A 20,431-nucleotide genomic window follows, 5' to 3' on the forward strand; every position below is an offset into this window, starting at 1 on the left:
ATCATCCTGAAAATCGAAGTCTTATTCCTATCAGAACAATCGTCCATAGCCAAGCACATATATAGCCCTCAGCCCAATTCTTTGCGCACCAGATTCAGCGTTCCCCCTGCCAACAGACAGGCCCGCTGGCGTTCCGATACCGACAGCACAGCAAGAAGTTCAGTGCCGTTCACGCGTACGGGAATCTCGGTATCGCCCCGTTCGATACGTTGCCGCACCCCGTCAATCTCGAGAACCGCGCCCTCTGTCAAGCGATCATAATCGGCAGGATTTTTAAAGGTCAGCGGCAATATACCGAAATTGCACAGATTGGCCTTGTGAATACGGGCGAAGCTCTTGGCCAGCTTCAGTCTTACGCCGAGATAACGCGGCGCCAGGGCGGCATGTTCGCGACTGGAGCCCTGACCGTAGTTATCGCCGGCGACCACCGCAGCCGCGCCCAGTTCACGGCAGCGGGCAGGAAAATCCGGATCGAGCTGATAAAAAACGTATGCGCTGATGGCCTCGATGTTGGAACGCAGCGGCAGCACCTGGTTGCCGGCGGGCATAATGCCGTCGGTGGAGATATTGTCGCCGACCTTGATCGCTACTGTCACGCGCAGGTTTTCGGGCAAGGCATCCAACTGTGGGAAGGGTTTGATATTGGGACCGCGCAACACCTCGGCCGCAGTATCCTCCGCGTTGGGATAAACGATGGACGAGCGGTCGACCACCCGCTGTTTGGGCTCTTCGATCCGAGGATAAGGCATATCGAGACCGAGATCGCGCGGATCGGTGATACGCCCGTGCAGCGCTGCCGCGGCGGCGGTTTCCGGTGAGCAGAGATACACCTGATCGTCCCTGGTACCGGAGCGGCCCGGGAAATTGCGCGGGAAAGTGCGCAGACTGACCTGGCCGGTCCCTGGCGCCTGCCCCATGCCGATACAGCCGAGACAACCGGACTGGTGGATCTTGGCTCCGGCCAGCATCAGCGGCAAAATGCCGTCGGCTTCGGCCACGTTTTCCAGCACCTGGCGGCTGCCGGGGTTGATGTGGAAATCGGTATGGGCTGCGCTGTGGCGCCCGTCGACGATACGCACCACCCGCAACAGATCCTTGAGACCGCTGTTGGCGCTGGAACCGACGATAACCTGATCGACGGGGATACCGGCCACCTCGCGCACCGTCACAACCTTGCCCGGCGACGACGGGCAGGCGATCAGAGGCTCTAGGGTCGACAGATCGATCTCGTCGTAGGCGTCGTAGGTCGATCCGGGGTCGGCCTGCAGCTCCACCCAAACATCACCGCGCGCCTGGGACTGCAGGTAGGCGCGGGTCTGATCGTCGGAGGGAAAAATGGAACTGGTTGCGCCGAGTTCGGTACCCATGTTACCGATCACGGCGCGATCTTCCACCGACAGGGTCGCGACACCGGGGCCGTAATATTCGACGACCTTGCCCAGACAGCCCTTGACGTCGTAGCGTCGCAGCATCTCGAGAATGATATCCTTGGCGCTGACCCAATCGGGCAGTTTACCGACCAGTTTCACCCCCAGCACCTCTGGGCAGGGCAGATAATAGGCCCGGCCGGCCATGGCCAACGCCACATCGAGGCCCCCGGCCCCCATGGCCAGCATCGAAAGGCCGGCGGCAGCCGGGGTATGACTATCGGCACCAAGCATGGTCAATCCCGGGCGACCGAAATTTTCCAGATGCACCTGGTGAGAAATGCCGTTGCCGGGGCGGCTGAAATGGATACCGTAACGTGCGCAAGCCGTTTGCAGATAGCGGTGATCGTCGGCGTTTTTAAAATCCGTCTGCAACAGGTTATGATCGACATATTGCGCCGCCAACTGCGTCCTTACCTTCTCCAGACCCAAGGCTTCGAACTCCAGCATGGCCATGGTTCCGGTTGCGTCTTGCAGCAGGGTATGATCGATGCGAACAGCGATCTCCTCACCGGGAAGCAAGCGGCCTTCGACGAGGTGGTTTTCCAGAACTTTACGGGTGACATTGCTCGGCATGGAGGGCTCCTTCATAACAGAGAAGTATGACCGGCATTGCTGCAATAGGGCTTCGAATGTATTTCATGCCAACATTTGCCGGCGGAGGTGCTGGATAAAACCCGCTGCTTGGCAGATCTTTGACTCATTGCGAATCGTTGGCAACCAGTCACCGAATTCCGATTCTCTCACTGTAACAGATAGATCCTGTCCTACATCCCATGGGCACCCTCCCCCTTGCATTGGAAAACACCTTCTGTTAAACATCATGCATACAATTTCCAAGGAGGAACCACCATGAGTGACTTTCTGGCGACACTGGATGCCATTTTCCACGAAACCTTTCTCGGTATCAGCGCCGGGCGATTTGCCGCAGCCTTCGGCATCGTGATCGCCGCCCTGATCCTGAAAAAGGTTTTCGGCCATATCTTTGTCAATGTCATCTTCCCCTTGGCTACACGTACCAAGAGCCGCTATGACGACGAATTTCTTAATTGTATCCGTAAACCGTCCGAATTTCTGGTGGTCATCATCGGTCTTTTCATCGCCGTGCAGGTATTGCAGCTGCCGACCACGCCGGTCGATACCCGTCGCGGTGCCCATGCCGTCCTCAAGGTATTGGTAACCTTCGATATCGGCTGGGCCCTGTTTAACCTGGTCAGCCTGCTCGACATTTTTTTATCCTCCTGGGTCGCCAAAACCGAATCGACCCTCGATGATCACCTGCTGCCCTTCATCCGCAAGAGTCTGCGGGCGTTCATCATCTTCCTGGCGGCGATCATGACCATTCAGAACCTCGGCTATTCCATCTCCGGGCTGCTGGCGTCCCTGGGGATCGGCGGTCTGGCCGTAGCTTTGGCGGCCAAGGACACCCTGTCCAATATTTTCGGCTCGTTCATGATCATTCTCGACCGGCCGTTTCTTATCGGCGACTGGGTCAAGGCCGGGGATATGGAGGGGGTGGTCGAAGAGGTCGGTTTTCGTTCGACCAAGATCCGCACATTTGCCAAGACCCTTATCACCGTCCCCAACAACATTATCGCCAATCTGTCCATCGACAATTTCAGCCGCATGCCCAAACGACGTATCAAGCTTAATGTCGGGGTCACTTACGAAACAAGCCCGGCACAAATGCGCCGGGCCGTCTCCATGATCCGTGAAATGTTGACTGCACATCCCGCAATCCAGCAGGATTTTTTCCTGGTCAATTTTACCGATTTCGGCGCCTCGTCCCTCGACATCATGGTCTACTGCTTTACCACCACGACCGTTTGGGGCGAATACCTCGATGCACGTGAAGATGTCTGCCTGAAGATCATGGATATTCTGGAAAGCCTCGATCTCGAAATCGCCTTTCCCAGTCGCTCGATCTACCTGCGTGAAACACAAGACGATGAGAACGGAGCCGCAGCGTTGCAGACACCGACGGCACCGGTTTGAGATGGGTTCACATGCCCGTAAACCACGTAGTCGCGTTCCGGGCTGTCACTACAGCTCCGCCAGATCCGCGGGAGGGTCCGCTGGCTCCAGGCCGACTTCTACAGTCAGGGATTGCAACAACGCCAAGGCATCCTGACGCCGCGACGGGTGAAAGCCTACTTCAATGAGCCCTTTTGCCGCATCGATGGTACGCATAAACAGCAGCCCGTCATAGCTTTCGAGAATGAACCGCATATAACCGATATCCTTGCGGGATACGATAAAATAAAGCTTTTCCAGCATGATCCGCCTCGCATGTTTTTTTGCTACAGAATGCTTCCCACCGCAAAGGGGTTAGGAGTACCAGGCAAAGTTCAATCGCAGTGTTTAAGTTAAAATCGAAGGTACGTTCAAGCAGCTCGTTTTCAGCCGCAACGACCGCGCGATAAAAATGTTTCAGGGGCAGAACTTTGTGCGCGTCGTGATAAACAATTTATCGTTGAAACGGAACCGCCATGGCCCCGACCGTCGAGCATGACCCCACCCTCTGGCGCACCATCGATCCGACCCGCATCGAGGCTTCCATGCGACAACCGCTGGATGCCGATGTGGCCCGCGATTGGCACCTGGTGCTGACGGCACAGGGCATCGATTCCCGCCTGCAGCCGCTCCTGGGGGGCTGGCAACTGGCCGTGCCCGCGCCGGAGCTGGAAAAAGCCGTACACGAGTTGCAACTCTTTACCGCGGAAAATCGGGATTGGCCGCCCCTGCCGCCAACAGCCACCGGATTCGACAACGCCTGGTTCAACGCCTGCCTTTTGGCCGCGCTGGCATTATTTCACAATATCACGCGTCTGCCAAACACCCCCTTCAGCCTGCGAACCGAGGATTGGCTGCATGCAGGCAACGCCCATGTCGCCGCGATCCGCAGCGGCCAATGGTGGCGTCTGGCCACCGCCCTGACGCTGCATTCCGGCCCATTGCACCTTGCAAGCAACATCCTCATCGGCGGGATATTCGTGATCCGCCTGTGCCGCGAACTCGGCTCGGGCGTCGGGTGGTTTCTGTTGTTGCTGGTCGGCATGGCCGGCAATTTTCTCAACAGCCTGATTCAACCCGGCTATCACCAGTCGGTGGGAGCCTCGACGGCCATTTTTGGCGCCATCGGCGTCCTGGCGGCCCTGAACGCCCGGCGTCACCGTTTGCGGCTGACAAGGAAATGGACCCTACCGCTGGCCGCCGGCCTGGCGCTTCTGGCCCTGCTCGGTACCGGTGAACGCCGCACCGACCTGCTGGCGCACCTGTTCGGATTTCTGTGCGGCCTGCTGTCAGGCTGGTTCATCGCGCCGCTGCCGCAGGCCGGTCCCCGCCTCAATCGCTGGCTGGGGCTGCTGGCGGCCTTGATTATAGTGCTGGCATGGTTGTTAGCCTTGCAGACCATCAGGTAAGCAACGCTCACTTAATTGTCCATCATTTTTCACCGTGCAGCCCCTGAAACGACCCTGCAGAATAAAAAAGCCGGCACGATGCTTCCATCGTACCGGCTTTTATGTTTAGCGTTTCGCACTTTTCCTAGGCCTGGTGCCGAATGCCATCCCGCCACTGGGCCAGCAGTAACATACCCACACCGACACAGATGGCCGAGTCCGCCACGTTGAAAGCCGGCCAGTGGTACTGATACCAGTGGACATCGAGAAAATCGACAACTTCTCCAAACCGTACCCGGTCGATGAGATTGCCGATCGCGCCACCGAGCACCAGACTTACGGCGCATCGCCCCAGCACCTGATCGGGCCGATACTGGCGATAAAACCACGCCAGGAAAACCACGGCCACCGAGGTGGTGATGATAAAAAAGGGCACCCGGTATTCGGTATTGGCCAGGATGCCGAAGGCCGCACCCTTATTGCGCACGTACACCAGATCGAAAAAATTCGGCACCACCGGCAGGGCCTCGTGCAATTTCAGGCAGCGCACGATGAGTCCCTTCGTAAGCTGGTCAACGGCCACCACCAGGGTGGCGATCAGCAGCAATATACGAAATTGGGCCAGTTTCATCGATCGGTAAGTACCGCAACGCAACGATGACACAAGGCCGGATGTTCGGCGCTGTCACCGACGGAGGTTGCATAGTTCCAGCATCGCTCGCACTTCTCGCCCAGGGCTTTCTCCACCTTGACCTTGAGATCGGGAAGGTTTTCGCCCGTCAGACCATCCGCCAGATCATCGACCAGTTCAACCTGGGAAACAATGAATAACGAGGCCAGCTGATCCCGGTATTTTTCCAGCAATTCCAGGGTCGCTCCGGCCGGCGCGCTCAGCAGTACCCGGGCATCGAGAGAGTGTCCGATAACCTTTTCATTACGCGCCAGCTCCAGAGCCTTGGAGACATCGGAGCGAATTTCGAGCAGGTTATCGTAACGCTCTTCCAGTGCGGCATCGCGGAAACTGGTGGGGAATTGAACAAATTCTCCCAGATGCACACTTTCCGAACGCTCACCGGGCATAAACGCCCAGATTTCCTCAGCGGTGAAGGACAGCACCGGTGCGATCAGGCGCGTGATACAATCCAGAATCCGGTACATGGCCGTCTGCGCACTGCGACGTGCGATACTGTCGGTTCCGGAAACGTAAAGACGGTCTTTAAGCACATCGAGATAAAACGAACTCATTTCGACACTGCAGAAATTATGCACCGCGTGATAAATGATATGGAACTCGTAATCTTCGTAAGCCTTCTCCACCCGTCCGGCCAGGTCCTCGAGCTTGGCCAGGGCCCAGCGGTCGAGTTCCAGCAACTGATCGTCGGCCACCATATCCCGTGACGGGTCGAAACCGCTCAGGTTGCCGAGGATATAACGGGCGGTATTGCGGATACGACGATAAGCGTCGGAAAGCCGCTGCAGGATTTCGTTGCTGATACGAATATCATCCCGATAGTCCTGGGCCGCTACCCACAAACGCAGGATTTCCGCACCGTACTTCTTGATCACTTCCTCCGGCGCGACCACGTTGCCCACCGACTTGGACATCTTTTTGCCCTTGCCGTCGACCACAAAGCCATGCGTCAGCACCGACTTATAGGGCGTGAGTTCGCGGGTTCCCACCGAAGCGAGCAGACTGGAATGAAACCAGCCCCGGTGCTGATCGCTGCCTTCCAGATACAGATCGGCAGGCCAGCTGAGATAATCACGGTTATCGAGTACGGCGGCATGGGACACGCCGGAATCGAACCAGACGTCGAGAATATCGGTCTCCTTGGTAAACTCGTCGTGACCGCAGCCGGGGCAGGTCGTGCCGGCCGGCATCAACTCCTTCGCCGGTTTGTCGAACCAAAGGTCGCTGCCGCCTTCCTCGAACAGGTCAGCCACGTAGTCCATCACCTTGCTGTCTTCCAGGGCTTCGCCGCATTTGGCGCAATAGAAGATGGTGATAGGGACCCCCCAGCTACGCTGGCGGCTGATACACCAGTCGGGGCGGTTTTCAACCATATTGTAAATACGATCGCGGCCCCAACGCGGAACCCAGTTCACGTCATTGATGTGCCCCAGGGCTTTTTCCCGCAGCCCGTTGGCCTCCATGGAGATAAACCATTGCTCGGTGGCACGGAAAATTATGGGCTTTTTACAGCGCCAGCAATGCGGGTAGCTGTGACTGACCTCGGATTCTTTGAGCAATGCGCCCACCTCGGTCAGCTTGGCGTTCACCGCGCCGTTGGCCTGGTTGATTTTCATACCGCCGAAGAATTCGACGTCCTCGTAGTAGCGACCGTAATTGTCGACCGGATTGTAAACATCCAGGCCATAAGCCAGCCCGACCACATAGTCATCCTGGCCATGGCCAGGCGCGGTGTGAACACAACCGGTACCGGCTTCCAGCGTGACATGGTCACCCAGAATAAGCAGCGACGGCCGATCGTAAAACGGGTGGCGGCAGGTCTTGCGCTCGAATATCGGCGCTTCGAAGGTTTTCAGTACCCGGTAGTTTTCCAGCCCCAGCTCCTGCATGACACCGGAAACCAGCCCTTCGGCCATAACCAGCAGTTCGTCACCGGTTTCGACGACGGCATACGGCAGGTTCGGATTCAGGCATACTGCGAGATTGGCGGGAATGGTCCAGGGAGTCGTGGTCCAGATGACAAACGATAATTTACGCCCGGCAAGATCGTTCAACTCCGCAGGCAGTTCCCCGTCAAAGGGGAATTTAACGTAGATAGACGGCGACTTATGATCGGCGTATTCCACCTCCGCTTCCGCCAGGGCGGTAACGCAGGAGGAGCACCAGTGAATCGGTTTTTTACCTTTAAACAGACCGCCTTTTTCCACAAAGCGCGCCAATTCGCGGGCCGTCACCGCTTCGTAGTGGTGAGTCATGGTCAGGTAGGGACGATCCCACTCCCCCATAACGCCCAGACGTTCGAACTCCTCACTCTGGATCTTGACCCACTGGTCGGCATAAACACGGCATTCCTTGCGGATTTCGACCTTGGTCATGTCCCGTTTTTTTTTGCCGAGTTTTTTATCCACCATCAACTCGATGGGCAGACCGTGGCAGTCCCAGCCCGGTACATAAGGAGCGTAGAACCCCTTCATGCGACGGCTTTTAAGGACAATATCCTTGAGAATTTTATTCAGGGCATGGCCGATGTGAATGTGGCCGTTGGCATAAGGGGGGCCATCATGCAGAGTGAAATTGGGCCGGGTGCGACCGGCCTCCTCCATCTTTTCATAAAGCCCCATGGACTGCCATTTTTCGAGGATCTCAGGTTCCCGCTTAGGCAAGTTGCCACGCATGGGAAACTGGGTATCTGGCAGATTCAGGGTCTGTTTGTAGTCCATCGTTCTCCTCCCGAAGGTCTTCTGGGTGGCAAAAAAACAAGTCTGATAAGGTAGCAAAACCCCCATATAAGTCAAGCAAAAAGGGGGTTTACTGCACGACAAAGGGCTGCCTGGCGCGCTTCAGCACACGCCAGGCAGCCCTTCATCCCTTCCTCCCCCGGAAGTACGGTAAACTGCCTTCAAAAAATAAACAAATGCTACGTCTGCCTTTAATACGGCAACACCGCGGATTTAGCGGTAAAAATCGTCAGGATCAGGTATGACCCTGCGCCATGGACAAAATACTCTGGCGCATCAGATCAGAAATGTTGGTGCCGGCCTTTTTAGCCAGATCCTGCAGAGCCTGCATTTCCCGGTCGTTGACGCGACAGGAAATGATGTTCTTTTTCGGATTCTCTACGCTTTTACCCATTTTGTGTCTCCTTTGTGAGTCCCAATCCACATCACAGCAAACGAAAAACCGATAACATGCCTATGCAAAAACATAATGGCTACTGTATACAGTATTGCAAAGGGTCTGCCATCTTTTATTGTTTTTTTATTTTTGAATTTTCGTTTTAATTCCGAGATGTTAGAAAGACACCAAAGAAAATCCGAAGCAGCCCTCCACACTGCCGGGGTGATCCAAAAGAGGACAGAGAGACACGTAGCGCAACAAATGTCCAATTTTTAATGGTCAATGGGCCTTGCGGGCAGAAGCACGCGAAAGAACAGTGAAACCTGCCGCACCGGCCAGCATGGACGCGATAAAAATGCCAAGCTTGGCGTTATTGGACATGACGATATTCATAAACGCCAGATTACTGATAAATAACGACATGGTAAACCCGATGCCACCAAGGATGCCGACCCCAAAAACATCCATCCAGGAGGTTCCCCGTGGCAGAGCACAGAGTCCGACACGAACCGAAATCCATGAAAAAAACAGAATGCCAAGGGGCTTGCCCAGCAGCAATCCCAGGGCCACCCCGAGGGTGACCGGATGGGTCACCGCGGTAACCAGATTTCCCAGTTGCAGCACCAGACCGGCGTTTGCAAGGGCGAAGATCGGTATGACGCCGAAAATCACCCAGTGGTGCAACTCGTGCTCCATGCGCTGCAAGGAACTCATGGCGTCATGGCAAATGTGCTCGAGCGCGAGCAGCGCGCCGAGCCGTTCCTCATGATGAAAAGGCCCGGGAACTTCTCCGATTTCCTTATAACGTGCCATGTATTTTTCCGTCTGATCCACGAACTCCTCGTGGCAAAGGCGCGGCCTCGCAGGAATGACCATCCCTATCAACACCCCGGCAATGGACGCATGCAACCCGGATTTCAACAACACCACCCACAGACAGAATCCGAGCAAACCGTAAAAATTGAGGGACTGCACCCCCAGGCGGTTGCCGGCGATCAGAATCAGCAGCAACACCAGGGCCACAAGCAATTTTCCAACGGCCAATTCGCCGCTATAAAACAGGGCGATCACCAGCACCGCGCCGAGATCGTCAACAATAGCCAGGGCCGTTAAAAAGATGGCAAGCGACCTGGAAATCTTGCCCCGGAGCAGCGCCAGAACCCCCAGGGCAAAAGCGATATCCGTCGCCATGGGGATCCCCCAGCCCTTGGCTTCAGGTACCATCGGGTTGATGAAATGAAAAATCAGGGCAGGCACCAGCATACCGCCAAACGCCGCCGCAATGGGCAGCATAGCCTGGCGGAAACTGGCCAGTTCGCCGTCCATGAATTCTCGTTTGAGTTCCAGACCGACCAGGAAAAAAAACACGGCCATCAAGCCATCGTTGATCCAATGGTGTAACGTCTGGGTCAGACCGAAATGATCAAATCCGATGGTCAGCTTGATTTCCCAGAAATGGAAATACTGACCGCTCCAGGGGGAATTGGCCAGGACCAGAGCTAAAACCGTGGCCCCGAGCAAGACGATACCGCCGGACGCCTGGTGTTTGAAAAAGTCCTCGAACGGCTGCTTCAGAAAAGCGATTCGAAAAGGCATGATAATCCTCGATGACTTACAAGGAAGCGTTTATCCGCAGCGCTCCGACAGAAGACTGCAGTCGGGTCAATCCGCCATAACATTCCCGCCGCCAACCTAAAAACCCCTCTCTAGATACCGCACCTTGGCAGATCGCAATCCACCAGGTTAATGCTGCTCGACCTGTTTTAATTCAACGCTACGGTCTTTACCAAGGTCGGCGCCGGAAAACGCCGATGAATCCGGCAGGCGCAACAATATTTCGTTGGTCTGGTCGGTTCGAACGCTGGCCTGCTGAACAGTGAAGGCGAGGATGTGTCCGCCGGCACGATGGTCGGAGGTAAGGAAATGCAGATGATAGCCGGGCACCCCGATGCCTTTGACAAAAGCCGGGCTGCGGTAACCGACGATCACCCCTTCGACATCCTTGAACTCGAATTCCGGCTGATGCCGGGCAACCTCCGCCAAAGCCGGATAGGGTTTGGTCTGCGCAGGAACGCTACGCGTTTTCATGAAACGAAAGCGTCCTTCGATCCGTATCGCATAAAACAGATTGGGATTGGGCAGCAAGTCATCGAGCCATTGCTGAAACCCTTTAAAATCGGTATTCGCGGGGATCTGCCGCTGGAGTTCGGCGTCAAAGAAGGTTACCGCGGCAAACGGAGTGGTCTCCGTACCGGATACGACATCCACCCCTCCGTCACTGCGGATACGGTAGACCACACCATCGACCAGCATCATTTCTCCGTTGAGGCGATCAAAGGTACCGATGCCGAAATCACCGTCACGACGCAGCTCTTCGATAGACAGGGTACCGTCGTACAGTCCGCCCAGCAACGCATCGATGGTCGATACCTGCACCAGGGTATCGCGGCCGGCCCAGACCGGCGAACAAAACATCAACAGAGACATGCAACTTAACACCAACTTTTTCATCATCTAAAATCTTTCCGAGACAGCTCCTGTCTCACGCTATTGTCGTTGTTCCCCGACCGGGTCGGCCTCACCAAAGGTCGTGAGCAAAACCAGCTGCTGAATCCGTTCCTGAAGCAACCCGCCGGGTCGTTTTATCCCGATCAGTTCCTCACCAACACGCAGTCCGGTGACGACGGTTTTCCCCACCAGATAGCGACCTTCCCGCCCCTGGCGGTCCTCGACTTTGATCCCCCACATGGCATGCAAAAACACGGGCTGATCCCTGAACTCTCCTACATACAACATAATATGCCCGGGCATATACGCCAGTGTCAACCAAGGCTGTGCCTGACTGCGGATAACCTGCGGCCGGTCCGTCACGGCAACCTCGCTCAAGCCGAGACGCTGCGCCACAACGGCCTGCGCAGCGGAATTGCGCGGTAGATAGAGTCCGAAACAGGCAAAAAGATCACGCAGAGTGGAGGAGCAGTCGCGTTCACCGAACTGGTCGCCCCAGTCGTAGGGCTTGCCAAGCAGGCGATTGCCGATGATCGCCATATTCGCCGGCGTGCAAAGCACGGGGAAGCGGCGCACCGAGTCGGCATGATAGTTTGCCCGCCGTAATTTGGCGCGACCGTCTTCGCCCCGCACCGCCACCCACACCACGCCGGACTCGGGTTGTGCCCAGAGGCTGCCGAGACCGGCCACCGCCAGCACATTACCGGCCGCATCGGTCAGCGGCACATCGTCCTTGACCGCAACGTACCAGGATGCGGCCTCGTACTGCTGTTGCAGCCGGGTGTCGACAGCAGCCACATCCATGGCCGGCAACCAGCCGAACATGGCCTCGGTCTCCACCAAAACCCAGCAACCGTCGGCAGAACGGTGACGAACGCGCACCGGGGTACTGGCCGGGATCGAGGAATACTGCAGATAATCGAAAGGAAAGCCTTCTCCGGGCTGACTGAAAGCATAAAATGCCGGCTGCCGCGTCGGCAGGCCCCGGAGATTCGAGGGGCGTAAAGTGATGGCTGGGTAATCGGCATTGGGAAAGGTTTCGATGGCGCATTGGGCCAGCCATCGCTGCCGTCGCGGCATGGGGACAGGCTGGCGATTCCCGCCATATAGGGCATTTTCCATAAGCCATTGGCGGTTTCCAAACAGTTCTTCGGCAGAGCGCCCGCTCCACCCAGCCTGCCATGGAGCCGCAAAACGACAGCGATAATCCTCCGCCAGACGTTGCTGGCGAGCCTCCGAAAGCAACCTGACATCCGCTGTTTCAGAAGCGACATAGGCATAGAGGTTCTGTGGCGGCAACTGCAGCGCGCCCGGCCTGTGTTGCACGACCTGCTCGCCGCAGGCCGTCAACAACATCCATGTTATCCATACTGTTATGTTTTGTACCCACCTGGCCACGACCGCACTCCTTGCACTAGGTGCAGGTTAACGCCGATGCCCCTAAACGCACCTGCAACGATCGGGTATCGCCCTTTTGGGGCGTAGACTGCGGCATACGTCGGGAACGCACCAGTTCTTCGTCATCGACGACCATAAGCCATTCGCCGTCTTGTTCATGGGGAGGCACCGACACCTCGAAGGTTGTGGAGAACATCCAGAATCCGACGGTAAAATCGTGCCCCTTGAAACCTTTGATGGAACCGGTCAGGGATACCTGGCCTCCAGGCTTGCGTCGTTTATACTTTACGGACCCGTTCGCCTGGATAAGGAGATACATGTCGGGCGAGGTCCATTCCCCGACATAATCGGCGAAGTCCTGAGGCACAGGCTCGCTGCAGGCGGTCAGAGTCAACAGCAATGAGAGAATTGCTAAATATCGTACCGTAAAACCCATCATCCAACTATCCTTTATAAAAAGCCGATCTTCAGCTCAGGAAACCCGGGGGCCGGACAGGAGGCCCTGCCGGATATCCGCCGCAGTAGCGGCCTCGGCCAGAATTTCCGCGCAGCTGGCCTGGCTTTCGATCAACTCCTTAAGCCGGGCGGACAAACCTGTGTCACCCATCAGGATTGCCCCGACAAGGCGGGCATTGCGAAAGACAAAAAAGGCATAGCGGTCGTCGTCATGGTCTTCAAACAGCTGAAAACTGCCATCGTCGGGATGAACCTCCCCAACACTGAACAGATCGACATCGAGCACCTTAAGAATACTGGAACGCGGAATGCCGGTAAAACGGGCCTGACCTCCTGCGGCATTGATACCGGCAACCTTTCCCTGATGTTGCGCCGGCATCCAGGTTCCGTAAATCACCCCCTGATGTTCGGCCACGTCGCCGACGGCGAAAATATCCGCATTGGAGGTACGCATGCTGTTGTCCACCAGGATGCCGTTGTTCACTTCCAGCTCGGCCTGGCGCGCCAAGGCGCTATTGCAGCGAACCCCCGCGGCAAAAATAACCATGTCCGCCGGCACGACTTCCCCCGACTCCAGCACGACACCGGATACGGCCTGTTCGCCCGCTAGCTCCCTGACCCGACCGCCGCAAATCAGGCGCACCCCCAGAGCTTCGACATACCCGGCCAGACGTTCTCCGGCAGCCCGGTTCAGCTGCCGCGGCAGTAACCAGTCAAAACCCTCGATGATGGTCACAGAGACACCTCGTCGCGCCAGAGCGGCGCCCGTTTCCAACCCCAGCACTCCGCCGCCGATGACCACACACGACTTTTCGGGTCTGGCCGCTTCGAGAATCTCCGCGGCGTCTTTCTGCGTGCGCAGGGTTTTGACATGGGCTTTGGTGGCCCCGCCTACAGGTGGCACGAACGAATGGGCCCCCATGGAAAGAATCAGCTTGTCATAACTGATGGTATCCCGGCTGCTGAGGCCGAGGGTCTTGTTCCGGACATCAACAGCCGTAACTTCGACACCGAGATGTAATTCGATGGCGTTATCTTCGTACCACTGCGCCGGATGAATGAGCAGTTGTTCGGTGGTCAATTCCCCGGCCAGGTAGCGGGTCAGATTAATCCGATAGTAAGGCAAATCCGCTTCGCGACTGATAACACTGATTTTCGCTTGCGGTGCCGTCTTGCGCGCTGCCTCCGCAGCGGAGATTCCGGAAATACCCGCGCCGACGATGACGATGGCATCGGCGGAGTCAACTTTTCCGGTCGGCTGCACCTGTTTAAATACCGGCTCAAACTGATCGGCACCAGCTCCGCATACCGGACATGACTCGGGCGGCACGGGGCCCTCGTGCAGATAATTGCAAATCAAACAGCGCCACGCCGTAGGCGCGGCTTCAGCGGCCTTCGAATCCGGGGCCTGTTTTTTCTCGAAAAGTTCTTTCTCAACGCCGCAGACCGGGCAACAGTCAGGCAAATCGGTTCCAACATGAATATATCCGCAAACGGTACACTGCATAAGGTCGTCGGCCATTTTGCTTCTCCTTTTCAAACACTGGGGGCAGCCTTGCCCCGCATATGATTATGAGACCAGACTATAGCAAAAACGATCACAAAAGGCTTTACTCACCTTCCTCGAGCCTCAAAAAAACGTCGGCATTTCTTCCGCAAACATCATCCCCAGATAGACCCAATCGAGCCCCTGCCACCGCGTTTTTCAAAAAAATAAATCATTTTTATTAATTGCAGCCACATTTGCCAATAATTAGCCCGGACACAGGTTAATGTGTGGATATTTCTCTTTTTATTTGTAAAGACTTATCTTGGTCGGCCTTCCAGATGCTAAAATTACATAAACCTCATCATGATTGCAGTAAACCGAGCACTTTATTTAATAAAGTAAATTAAGACTCCTATTGAATTTGATTTATACAGTTATCTTCATCAAATCTTTTGGCTTCTGTTGCCTTGGGTTAATGTTCAAACGGGCTTTTTTTCACGCATAAATAAAAATTCATGGCCATAGCGTTGCCCTCATGCGTTCCATACCCGCTTTAATCCTTAAGGCCCGGAGATTAACAAAAACCCATACCTCCAACATATCGAAAAATCCGTTTTAGCGAAACAAAAACAAAAAAAGGGCGCCACCCGCCAATCGCGAGGACGCCCCTGAATTAGTATTTATGCGTTTTGCGGATCAGAGCTTGCCCGCCCGCCGAGCGCGCTCTTCTGCCGCCTGAACCGTATTAAGCAACAGCATGGCAACCGTTGTGGGGCCAACGCCTCCGAGACGCGGGGTAATCCAACCGGCGACCTCGCCAACCGCCTCATCGACATCGGGCAGCAATTTGCGCCCTTCCCAGCTGATGCCGCCGCTGATAACGACAGCGCCGGGGCGGATCATGTCCGGCTGAACGATACCGGGACAGCCGGCAGCGGCGATAACGATATCGGCCCGGCGGGTATAAGCGCCAAGATCCTTGATTCCGGAGTGCACCACGGTGACGGCGGCATTGGCATAAGGCTGTTTAAGGGTCAGCAGCAAAGACAGAGGGCGACCGAGAGTCGGTCCTCGACCGATGACCACGACCTCCTTGCCTTCGATGGCAATGTCATAATGCTGCAGCATGGCGCGAATACCGGCCGGGGTACAGGGCACCGGGCCGGGCTCTTGCAATACCAGCCGTCCGAGATTGACGGGATGCAGGCCATCGGCATCTTTTTCCGGAAGCATCAGATTAAGGGCTTCGTTAAAATCGAACCCCTTGGGCAGCGGATACTGGATAATGTAGGCATCCACATCCGGACTGTCGTTGAAATCGCGAACCGCCGCCAAAAGATCCGACTGGGTGGCCGAAGCGGGGATTTCATTATGAAAAGAAGCGATGCCAACCTGCTTGCAGGTTTCGCGCTTTTTATTGACATAACTGACACTGGGACCGTCGTCACCGACCAGAATCGTACCGAGACCGGGCGAAATACCCTTGTCCTTGAGAACAGCCACCCGCCTTGCCACATCTTCCAGCACGGCAGCTGCGACGACTTTTCCTTCGAGTAATTGGGCAGACATTTGGACTCCTTTTATAGAAAACTTGTCACTTGTCACTTGTCACAGCGCAAGGAGGCCTCATCATAGATTCTCCCCACGGAATGTCAAGGGATTATGCATATACACCTGCTGCGCACCGGGTCAGTTCACGACGTTTTGCGGCGTTCCCGCTAAAAAAGCCCGCACATTGTTCACCGCGATGTCCATCAGTCGCTGACGGGCTTCACAGCTTGCCCAGGCGATATGCGGCGTAATGAAAGTATTGGGAGCCTTGAGCAGAGGATTTCCGGCGGATGGCGGCTCGCAGGACAAAACGTCGGTTCCCAACCCGGCAATACGGTTTTGAGCAAGGGCAAGGGCCACAGCCTGCTCATCGAGCAAGTCGCCCCGCGCCGTGTTGATGAGCAGGGCGGAATCCTTCATCAGGGATAATCGACGGGTATCGACAAGCTGGCGGGTGGCATCGGTCAGGGGGCAATGCAGACTGATAACGTCACTGCGCCGGAACAGTTCATCGAGAGAGACAAAGGCAACGTCTCCGCGCTTTCGATACGCGGTATATTTGTCGGGATGAGCGGTATGGGCGATGACCTGCATGCCGAAAGCCCGGGCGATATCAGCCACCTGACGCCCGATCTGTCCGAAACCGACCACACCGAAAACAAGTCCGTCCAGTTCGATCAGAGGTTTATCCCAGAAACTGAAATCGGGACTGCGGCTCCATCGGTTCTCCTGTCGCACCAGATGGCTGTGATAACCGACCTGCTGGGTCATTTCCAGCAGCAGGGCAAAGACCATCTGCGAAACAGAACGGGTACTGTAAGCCGGAACATTGGTCACCACGATCCCCCGCCGACGGGCCGCTTCAATATCCACAATATTGAAACCGGTGGCGGTAACACCGATATAGTCAAGTCCTTCAAGCTGAGCAAGGCGCGTTTCGTCAAAAGCAATCTTATTGGTCAACACCAGTTGCGCGCCTTTGGCCCGCGAAATGATGTCATCTTGGGCGGTGCGATCGTAAACCGTCAGTTCTCCCAATGCGGCCAGTGCATCCCAACTGAGATCGCCGGGATTCAGGGTATGCCCATCCAATACAACTATTTTCATTGTAGACCTCCCGGTCCGGAACACCACACCAGTCCGCTATTCGCCGGCAATCCTGTATCCCAGGCGTCTGGCCCTGTTTCGGGCACGAGCAGGCAGTGGCTGATTCTTTTGTTGCGCGACCTGGCCGACAATCAACAATCCGACAATCCGTGCCCCCAGAACCGTCGCCGCCGATTTCATCTCCCGCGGCGCACCGCAGAACATACGAGCCAGAAATACCGGCATGGCGCAGGACAACAGCAACACAGCCCGGCGCGGACGACCTTTGGAACGTAACCTGGGGACCCTGGCGCCCCAGGGCCACCAGGCATAACAAACCAGGCGCTCGATAAACCGCTTGGTCAGCGCCGTCACGGTGAAAAAATTAATAGGGGATCCCAGCACGATGCCGTCGGCGCTTTCAAGTTCATCCAGAAGTGCGGCCATGTCATCCTTAATCACGCAGACTCCGCGCCGATCGCCCTGTTGCTGGGTACAGCTGCGGCAGTTATCGCAGAAACCGATCTGCTTTTCCGATAGATAGATTTTGCTGACACGGGCTCCACGCTCACCGGCCGCGGCCAGAACTTCGTCTACAGCAGAATCGATAATACCTCCCTTGCGGTAACTTCCGACCACGGCCACGATTTTCTTTGGCTGTTGCATAAAACCTCCGTAAAGGTGTCTTTCGGTTAGGCCACCATCAAGAAAGCATACCGCGCCATAGGCTGTCCTGCAGTCTGTGCTATTGCCGCCTCAAATCCAGCCAGCCTTGCGGTACCGAAGATATCGACCCCGAGAGCCTCGGGACTGGGACGGATATCGGCGGGACGGTGGCACGTCCGTCGTTCACCGCTGCACGTCCGGCACAACCGACAAGGGCCGGGAAACAGGACCTGTGCCTTCACGTAGCCGGCCAAAAAGACAGACCGTTCCAGCTCAAGCAGCGCCTGGCCGACATGACGGTTCCAGACCTCATCCTCCTCAAGCCCGCTCACCGATGCGCTCAGGCGAAGAACGGCAACATGTTCGTAATCGGCAAAGAATTCCCGACACTCGTCAAGGTTCGGTACAGAGGGCGGACATGCCGCATGTGTGCCGAAATTGGGACACCCGTAGCGGCATTTGAACCGGACCCACTGGCGCACCGGCAGTTGCGCACCGGCCAGCCAGCGAAAATCGTCGTAACCGCTTTGCCGCAGCAATTTTTCCACGTCGGCACGATCCAGCATACAGCCTCCGCTCTTAACCCTGATAGGTCTGGGCTCTTAGCTTGAGTTTACGGGCCAGGTTTTCCACCGCCATCATCAGCGACAGAGACAATGCCGAATTCTTGCTGAAATCCGCCGGCACCAGGTTGGACACCCGACCGTCTTCGATAAAGCCCCAGGCGCGGCCCCATTTGGCCTTGTTGTCCCGGTCGAAAACACCGAGAGCATACCCGCCGCTGCGGCGGACCAGGGAAAAACAGGGGATATCGGTGAGACCGTCGCCAACCACGATCATCTGATCGAAAGGCACGCGCAGTTGCCGTTGGCTGATTTTACGGTTGACGGCAAAGGGTTCGCGTCGACATTCCGGACCGGTGATCCCCTTGGCGATCTGAAATAAAAAGCGGGTTTTGTCCGTGAAACTGACAATATTCTTGGGATAGACAATACCGCCATCATCGCCATAGTGAAAATCACAGGCCCATATATCGCTGAATTGGCGAGCCAAACGGGTATGACGCAGAATATCTCCGATACCGCTGCTGATCAGATAAAATTCAACCACTACCTTTTCGTTGATCGACTCGGCATGTCGGCGAACCCGATCAAAGATCCGCGTGGCGCCGGTAAAAGGCTTGATACGTTTGCCCCATCGGACAAAATCGTCCCGCCGGATGGGGGAACCGCTATCGGACAACACGATCATTTCGTAAAGGTAGGCCGGCACCGGATCCCAGCCGGCTTCAATCCGGGGGAGCACCTTGTGTTGCCAGAAGTGCGGCACATCGATGCCCCGCGTATCGAGAAAACTCGAGGTACTGTCCGGTGCCAGGGTATCGTCGAAATCGAATACGATCGCAATGGTTTCCTGCATACCTGTCCTTTTCATAGGGTATCGATACGCGCTCCATGCACAAGCCGGAGCATCTTCCAACCGACGGCAACCAGCCGGGCAAAAATTGCAGGCGTCGGCAAACAACGACATTCCACACCACCATTACCACAAAAAAACCCATAAAACCATATCGGCAACGGGGCAACCGATTGTTCTTCGCAAATGTGCTGAGGAGTGGTATTCTTTTTGCAAAATGAAACATGGTTAATCTTACTACACTAAGAACGGGGCGCCAAAATAAACAAAACCACACATTCGCCTCGACTCCGATACAACCGAAAGGAGAATACCATGGACCGAACCTTCCGCGTCATGTTGCTGGGAGAAAACCAACGTCTGTCGAACTTTCTTACGGATTACCTGCACCGTCACGGCTATGAAACCATGGCGGCATTGCAGGAACCTGGCATTTGTGCCGCCGTCGCCTGCGATAAGCCGGACCTGATGATTATCGATTCAACACCTTCTGCCACCGACGCCGATACATTGTTCCACGATATACGCACGGTTTACCAGGGACCGGTGATCGTGCTGACCGAACCGACGGATACTCAGCCCATGCAGGATGATACAACCCTGCTGTCCGATGCCTATGTCAGCAAACCTATCGAACCGCATACCCTGTTGGCCAGGATGCGGACACTGCTGAAACGATTTTACGGCTCCAGGGGATCGGATCTCTCGGCGGACATGGCCAAAAGGCCAATACTGCACTTCGGCCGGTTGCTGATCAACCGTCCATCCCGCAAAGTCATGTTCCAGAAAAAAACCATCCCCTTGAGCAGCACCGAGTTCGACCTGCTCACCCTGCTGGCCGGCCATGCCGGTACCATACTCGACCGGGACACCATCAACCGGCGATTGCGCGGTATCCCGTACGACGGAATCGACCGCTCCATCGATGTCTCTGTGTCGCGCCTGCGTAAAAAGCTGGGTGACCAAAAAGGGCACCATTCCCGTATTAAGACGGTCTGGGGCAAAGGATACCTGTTTGTACCCGACGCCTGGGAATGACAACCTTTCCCAGGGTCTGCGACAGCAAAAATTGGCGAGCCTAGTCTAACCCCTTTTGGCGAATCGGTGCTTTGACATTTCCCCTATTCTAATCATTCCCAATAAATGGTATATTTTGTCCTTGCCTATAGGCATGACATACCTGAAGGGTATGATTTCCCTCTTATTCACACACTGTCAGTCAATA

18 protein-coding genes are annotated in these 20,431 nt (G+C 55.9%); 3 read left to right on the forward strand and 15 right to left on the reverse strand.

Annotated features, from left to right (window positions below):
* Positions 1-68 precede the first annotated feature (68 nt).
* On the reverse strand, positions 69-2,003 hold the full coding sequence (locus PCAR_RS13375) for an aconitate hydratase (protein WP_011342215.1): 1,935 nt from the start codon (positions 2,001-2,003) through the stop codon (positions 69-71).
* Between the two features lie 276 nt (positions 2,004-2,279).
* On the opposite strand from PCAR_RS13375, the gene PCAR_RS13380 reads away from it, so the two are divergent.
* A complete protein-coding gene (locus PCAR_RS13380; protein ID WP_011342216.1) occupies positions 2,280-3,422 on the forward strand; it encodes a mechanosensitive ion channel family protein in 1,143 nt (380 codons plus the stop codon).
* A gap of 48 nt (positions 3,423-3,470) precedes the next feature.
* Here the strand turns inward: PCAR_RS13380 and PCAR_RS13385 are convergent, their stop codons facing one another.
* On the reverse strand, positions 3,471-3,704 hold the full coding sequence (locus tag PCAR_RS13385) for a DUF4911 domain-containing protein (RefSeq protein ID WP_011342217.1): 234 nt from the start codon (positions 3,702-3,704) through the stop codon (positions 3,471-3,473).
* A gap of 212 nt (positions 3,705-3,916) precedes the next feature.
* Between PCAR_RS13385 and PCAR_RS13390 the strand changes: the two genes are divergently transcribed.
* On the forward strand, positions 3,917-4,849 hold the full coding sequence (locus PCAR_RS13390) for a rhomboid family intramembrane serine protease (protein WP_011342218.1): 933 nt from the start codon (positions 3,917-3,919) through the stop codon (positions 4,847-4,849).
* 124 nt (positions 4,850-4,973) lie between these two features.
* On the opposite strand, the gene lspA is transcribed toward PCAR_RS13390, so the two are convergent.
* From lspA to PCAR_RS13455, 13 genes are all read right to left on the reverse strand, one after another.
* A complete protein-coding gene (lspA, locus tag PCAR_RS13395) occupies positions 4,974-5,459 on the reverse strand; it encodes a signal peptidase II (RefSeq protein ID WP_011342219.1) in 486 nt (161 codons plus the stop codon).
* Entirely contained in the window at positions 5,456-8,239 is a 2,784-nt protein-coding gene (gene ileS / locus PCAR_RS13400; protein ID WP_011342220.1) for an isoleucine--tRNA ligase, read from the reverse strand. Before ileS ends, lspA begins: the two co-directional genes overlap by 4 nt.
* Before the next feature lie 253 nt (positions 8,240-8,492).
* Positions 8,493-8,651, reverse strand: a complete 159-nt coding sequence (locus tag PCAR_RS13405) for a plasmid mobilization protein (RefSeq protein ID WP_011342221.1) — start codon at positions 8,649-8,651, stop codon at positions 8,493-8,495.
* Positions 8,652-8,915: 264 nt separating this feature from the next.
* Entirely contained in the window at positions 8,916-10,232 is a 1,317-nt protein-coding gene (gene nhaA / locus PCAR_RS13410; protein ID WP_011342222.1) for a Na+/H+ antiporter NhaA, read from the reverse strand.
* Between the two features lie 147 nt (positions 10,233-10,379).
* Positions 10,380-11,123, reverse strand: a complete 744-nt coding sequence (budA, locus tag PCAR_RS13415; protein WP_245523292.1) for an acetolactate decarboxylase — start codon at positions 11,121-11,123, stop codon at positions 10,380-10,382.
* Positions 11,124-11,183: 60 nt separating this feature from the next.
* Positions 11,184-12,542, reverse strand: coding sequence for an NlpC/P60 family N-terminal domain-containing protein (locus tag PCAR_RS13420; RefSeq protein WP_011342224.1), 1,359 nt, complete (start codon positions 12,540-12,542; stop codon positions 11,184-11,186).
* A gap of 16 nt (positions 12,543-12,558) precedes the next feature.
* Entirely contained in the window at positions 12,559-12,981 is a 423-nt protein-coding gene (locus PCAR_RS13425) for a hypothetical protein (RefSeq protein ID WP_011342225.1), read from the reverse strand.
* 33 nt (positions 12,982-13,014) lie between these two features.
* Entirely contained in the window at positions 13,015-14,520 is a 1,506-nt protein-coding gene (locus PCAR_RS13430; RefSeq protein ID WP_011342226.1) for an FAD-dependent oxidoreductase, read from the reverse strand.
* Between the two features lie 663 nt (positions 14,521-15,183).
* Positions 15,184-16,056: a bifunctional 5,10-methylenetetrahydrofolate dehydrogenase/5,10-methenyltetrahydrofolate cyclohydrolase gene (locus tag PCAR_RS13435; protein WP_011342227.1), complete on the reverse strand. Its 873-nt coding sequence runs from the start codon at positions 16,054-16,056 to the stop codon at positions 15,184-15,186.
* Between the two features lie 120 nt (positions 16,057-16,176).
* A complete protein-coding gene (locus PCAR_RS13440; RefSeq protein WP_011342228.1) occupies positions 16,177-17,145 on the reverse strand; it encodes a D-2-hydroxyacid dehydrogenase in 969 nt (322 codons plus the stop codon).
* Positions 17,146-17,181: 36 nt separating this feature from the next.
* Positions 17,182-17,790, reverse strand: coding sequence for a flavodoxin family protein (locus tag PCAR_RS13445; protein ID WP_011342229.1), 609 nt, complete (start codon positions 17,788-17,790; stop codon positions 17,182-17,184).
* A gap of 26 nt (positions 17,791-17,816) precedes the next feature.
* Positions 17,817-18,356 carry a DUF2284 domain-containing protein gene (locus tag PCAR_RS13450; protein ID WP_011342230.1) on the reverse strand — a complete coding sequence of 180 codons (540 nt, stop codon included), beginning with the start codon at positions 18,354-18,356 and terminating at the stop codon, positions 17,817-17,819.
* A gap of 13 nt (positions 18,357-18,369) precedes the next feature.
* On the reverse strand, positions 18,370-19,209 hold the full coding sequence (locus PCAR_RS13455) for an HAD family hydrolase (protein ID WP_011342231.1): 840 nt from the start codon (positions 19,207-19,209) through the stop codon (positions 18,370-18,372).
* Between the two features lie 312 nt (positions 19,210-19,521).
* Between PCAR_RS13455 and PCAR_RS13460 the strand changes: the two genes are divergently transcribed.
* Positions 19,522-20,244: a winged helix-turn-helix domain-containing protein gene (locus PCAR_RS13460; RefSeq protein ID WP_011342232.1), complete on the forward strand. Its 723-nt coding sequence runs from the start codon at positions 19,522-19,524 to the stop codon at positions 20,242-20,244.
* The last annotated feature ends 187 nt before the right edge of the window (positions 20,245-20,431 follow it).

The organism is Syntrophotalea carbinolica DSM 2380 (genome assembly GCF_000012885.1).
Taxonomy (GTDB): Bacteria; Desulfobacterota; Desulfuromonadia; order Desulfuromonadales; family Syntrophotaleaceae; genus Syntrophotalea; species Syntrophotalea carbinolica.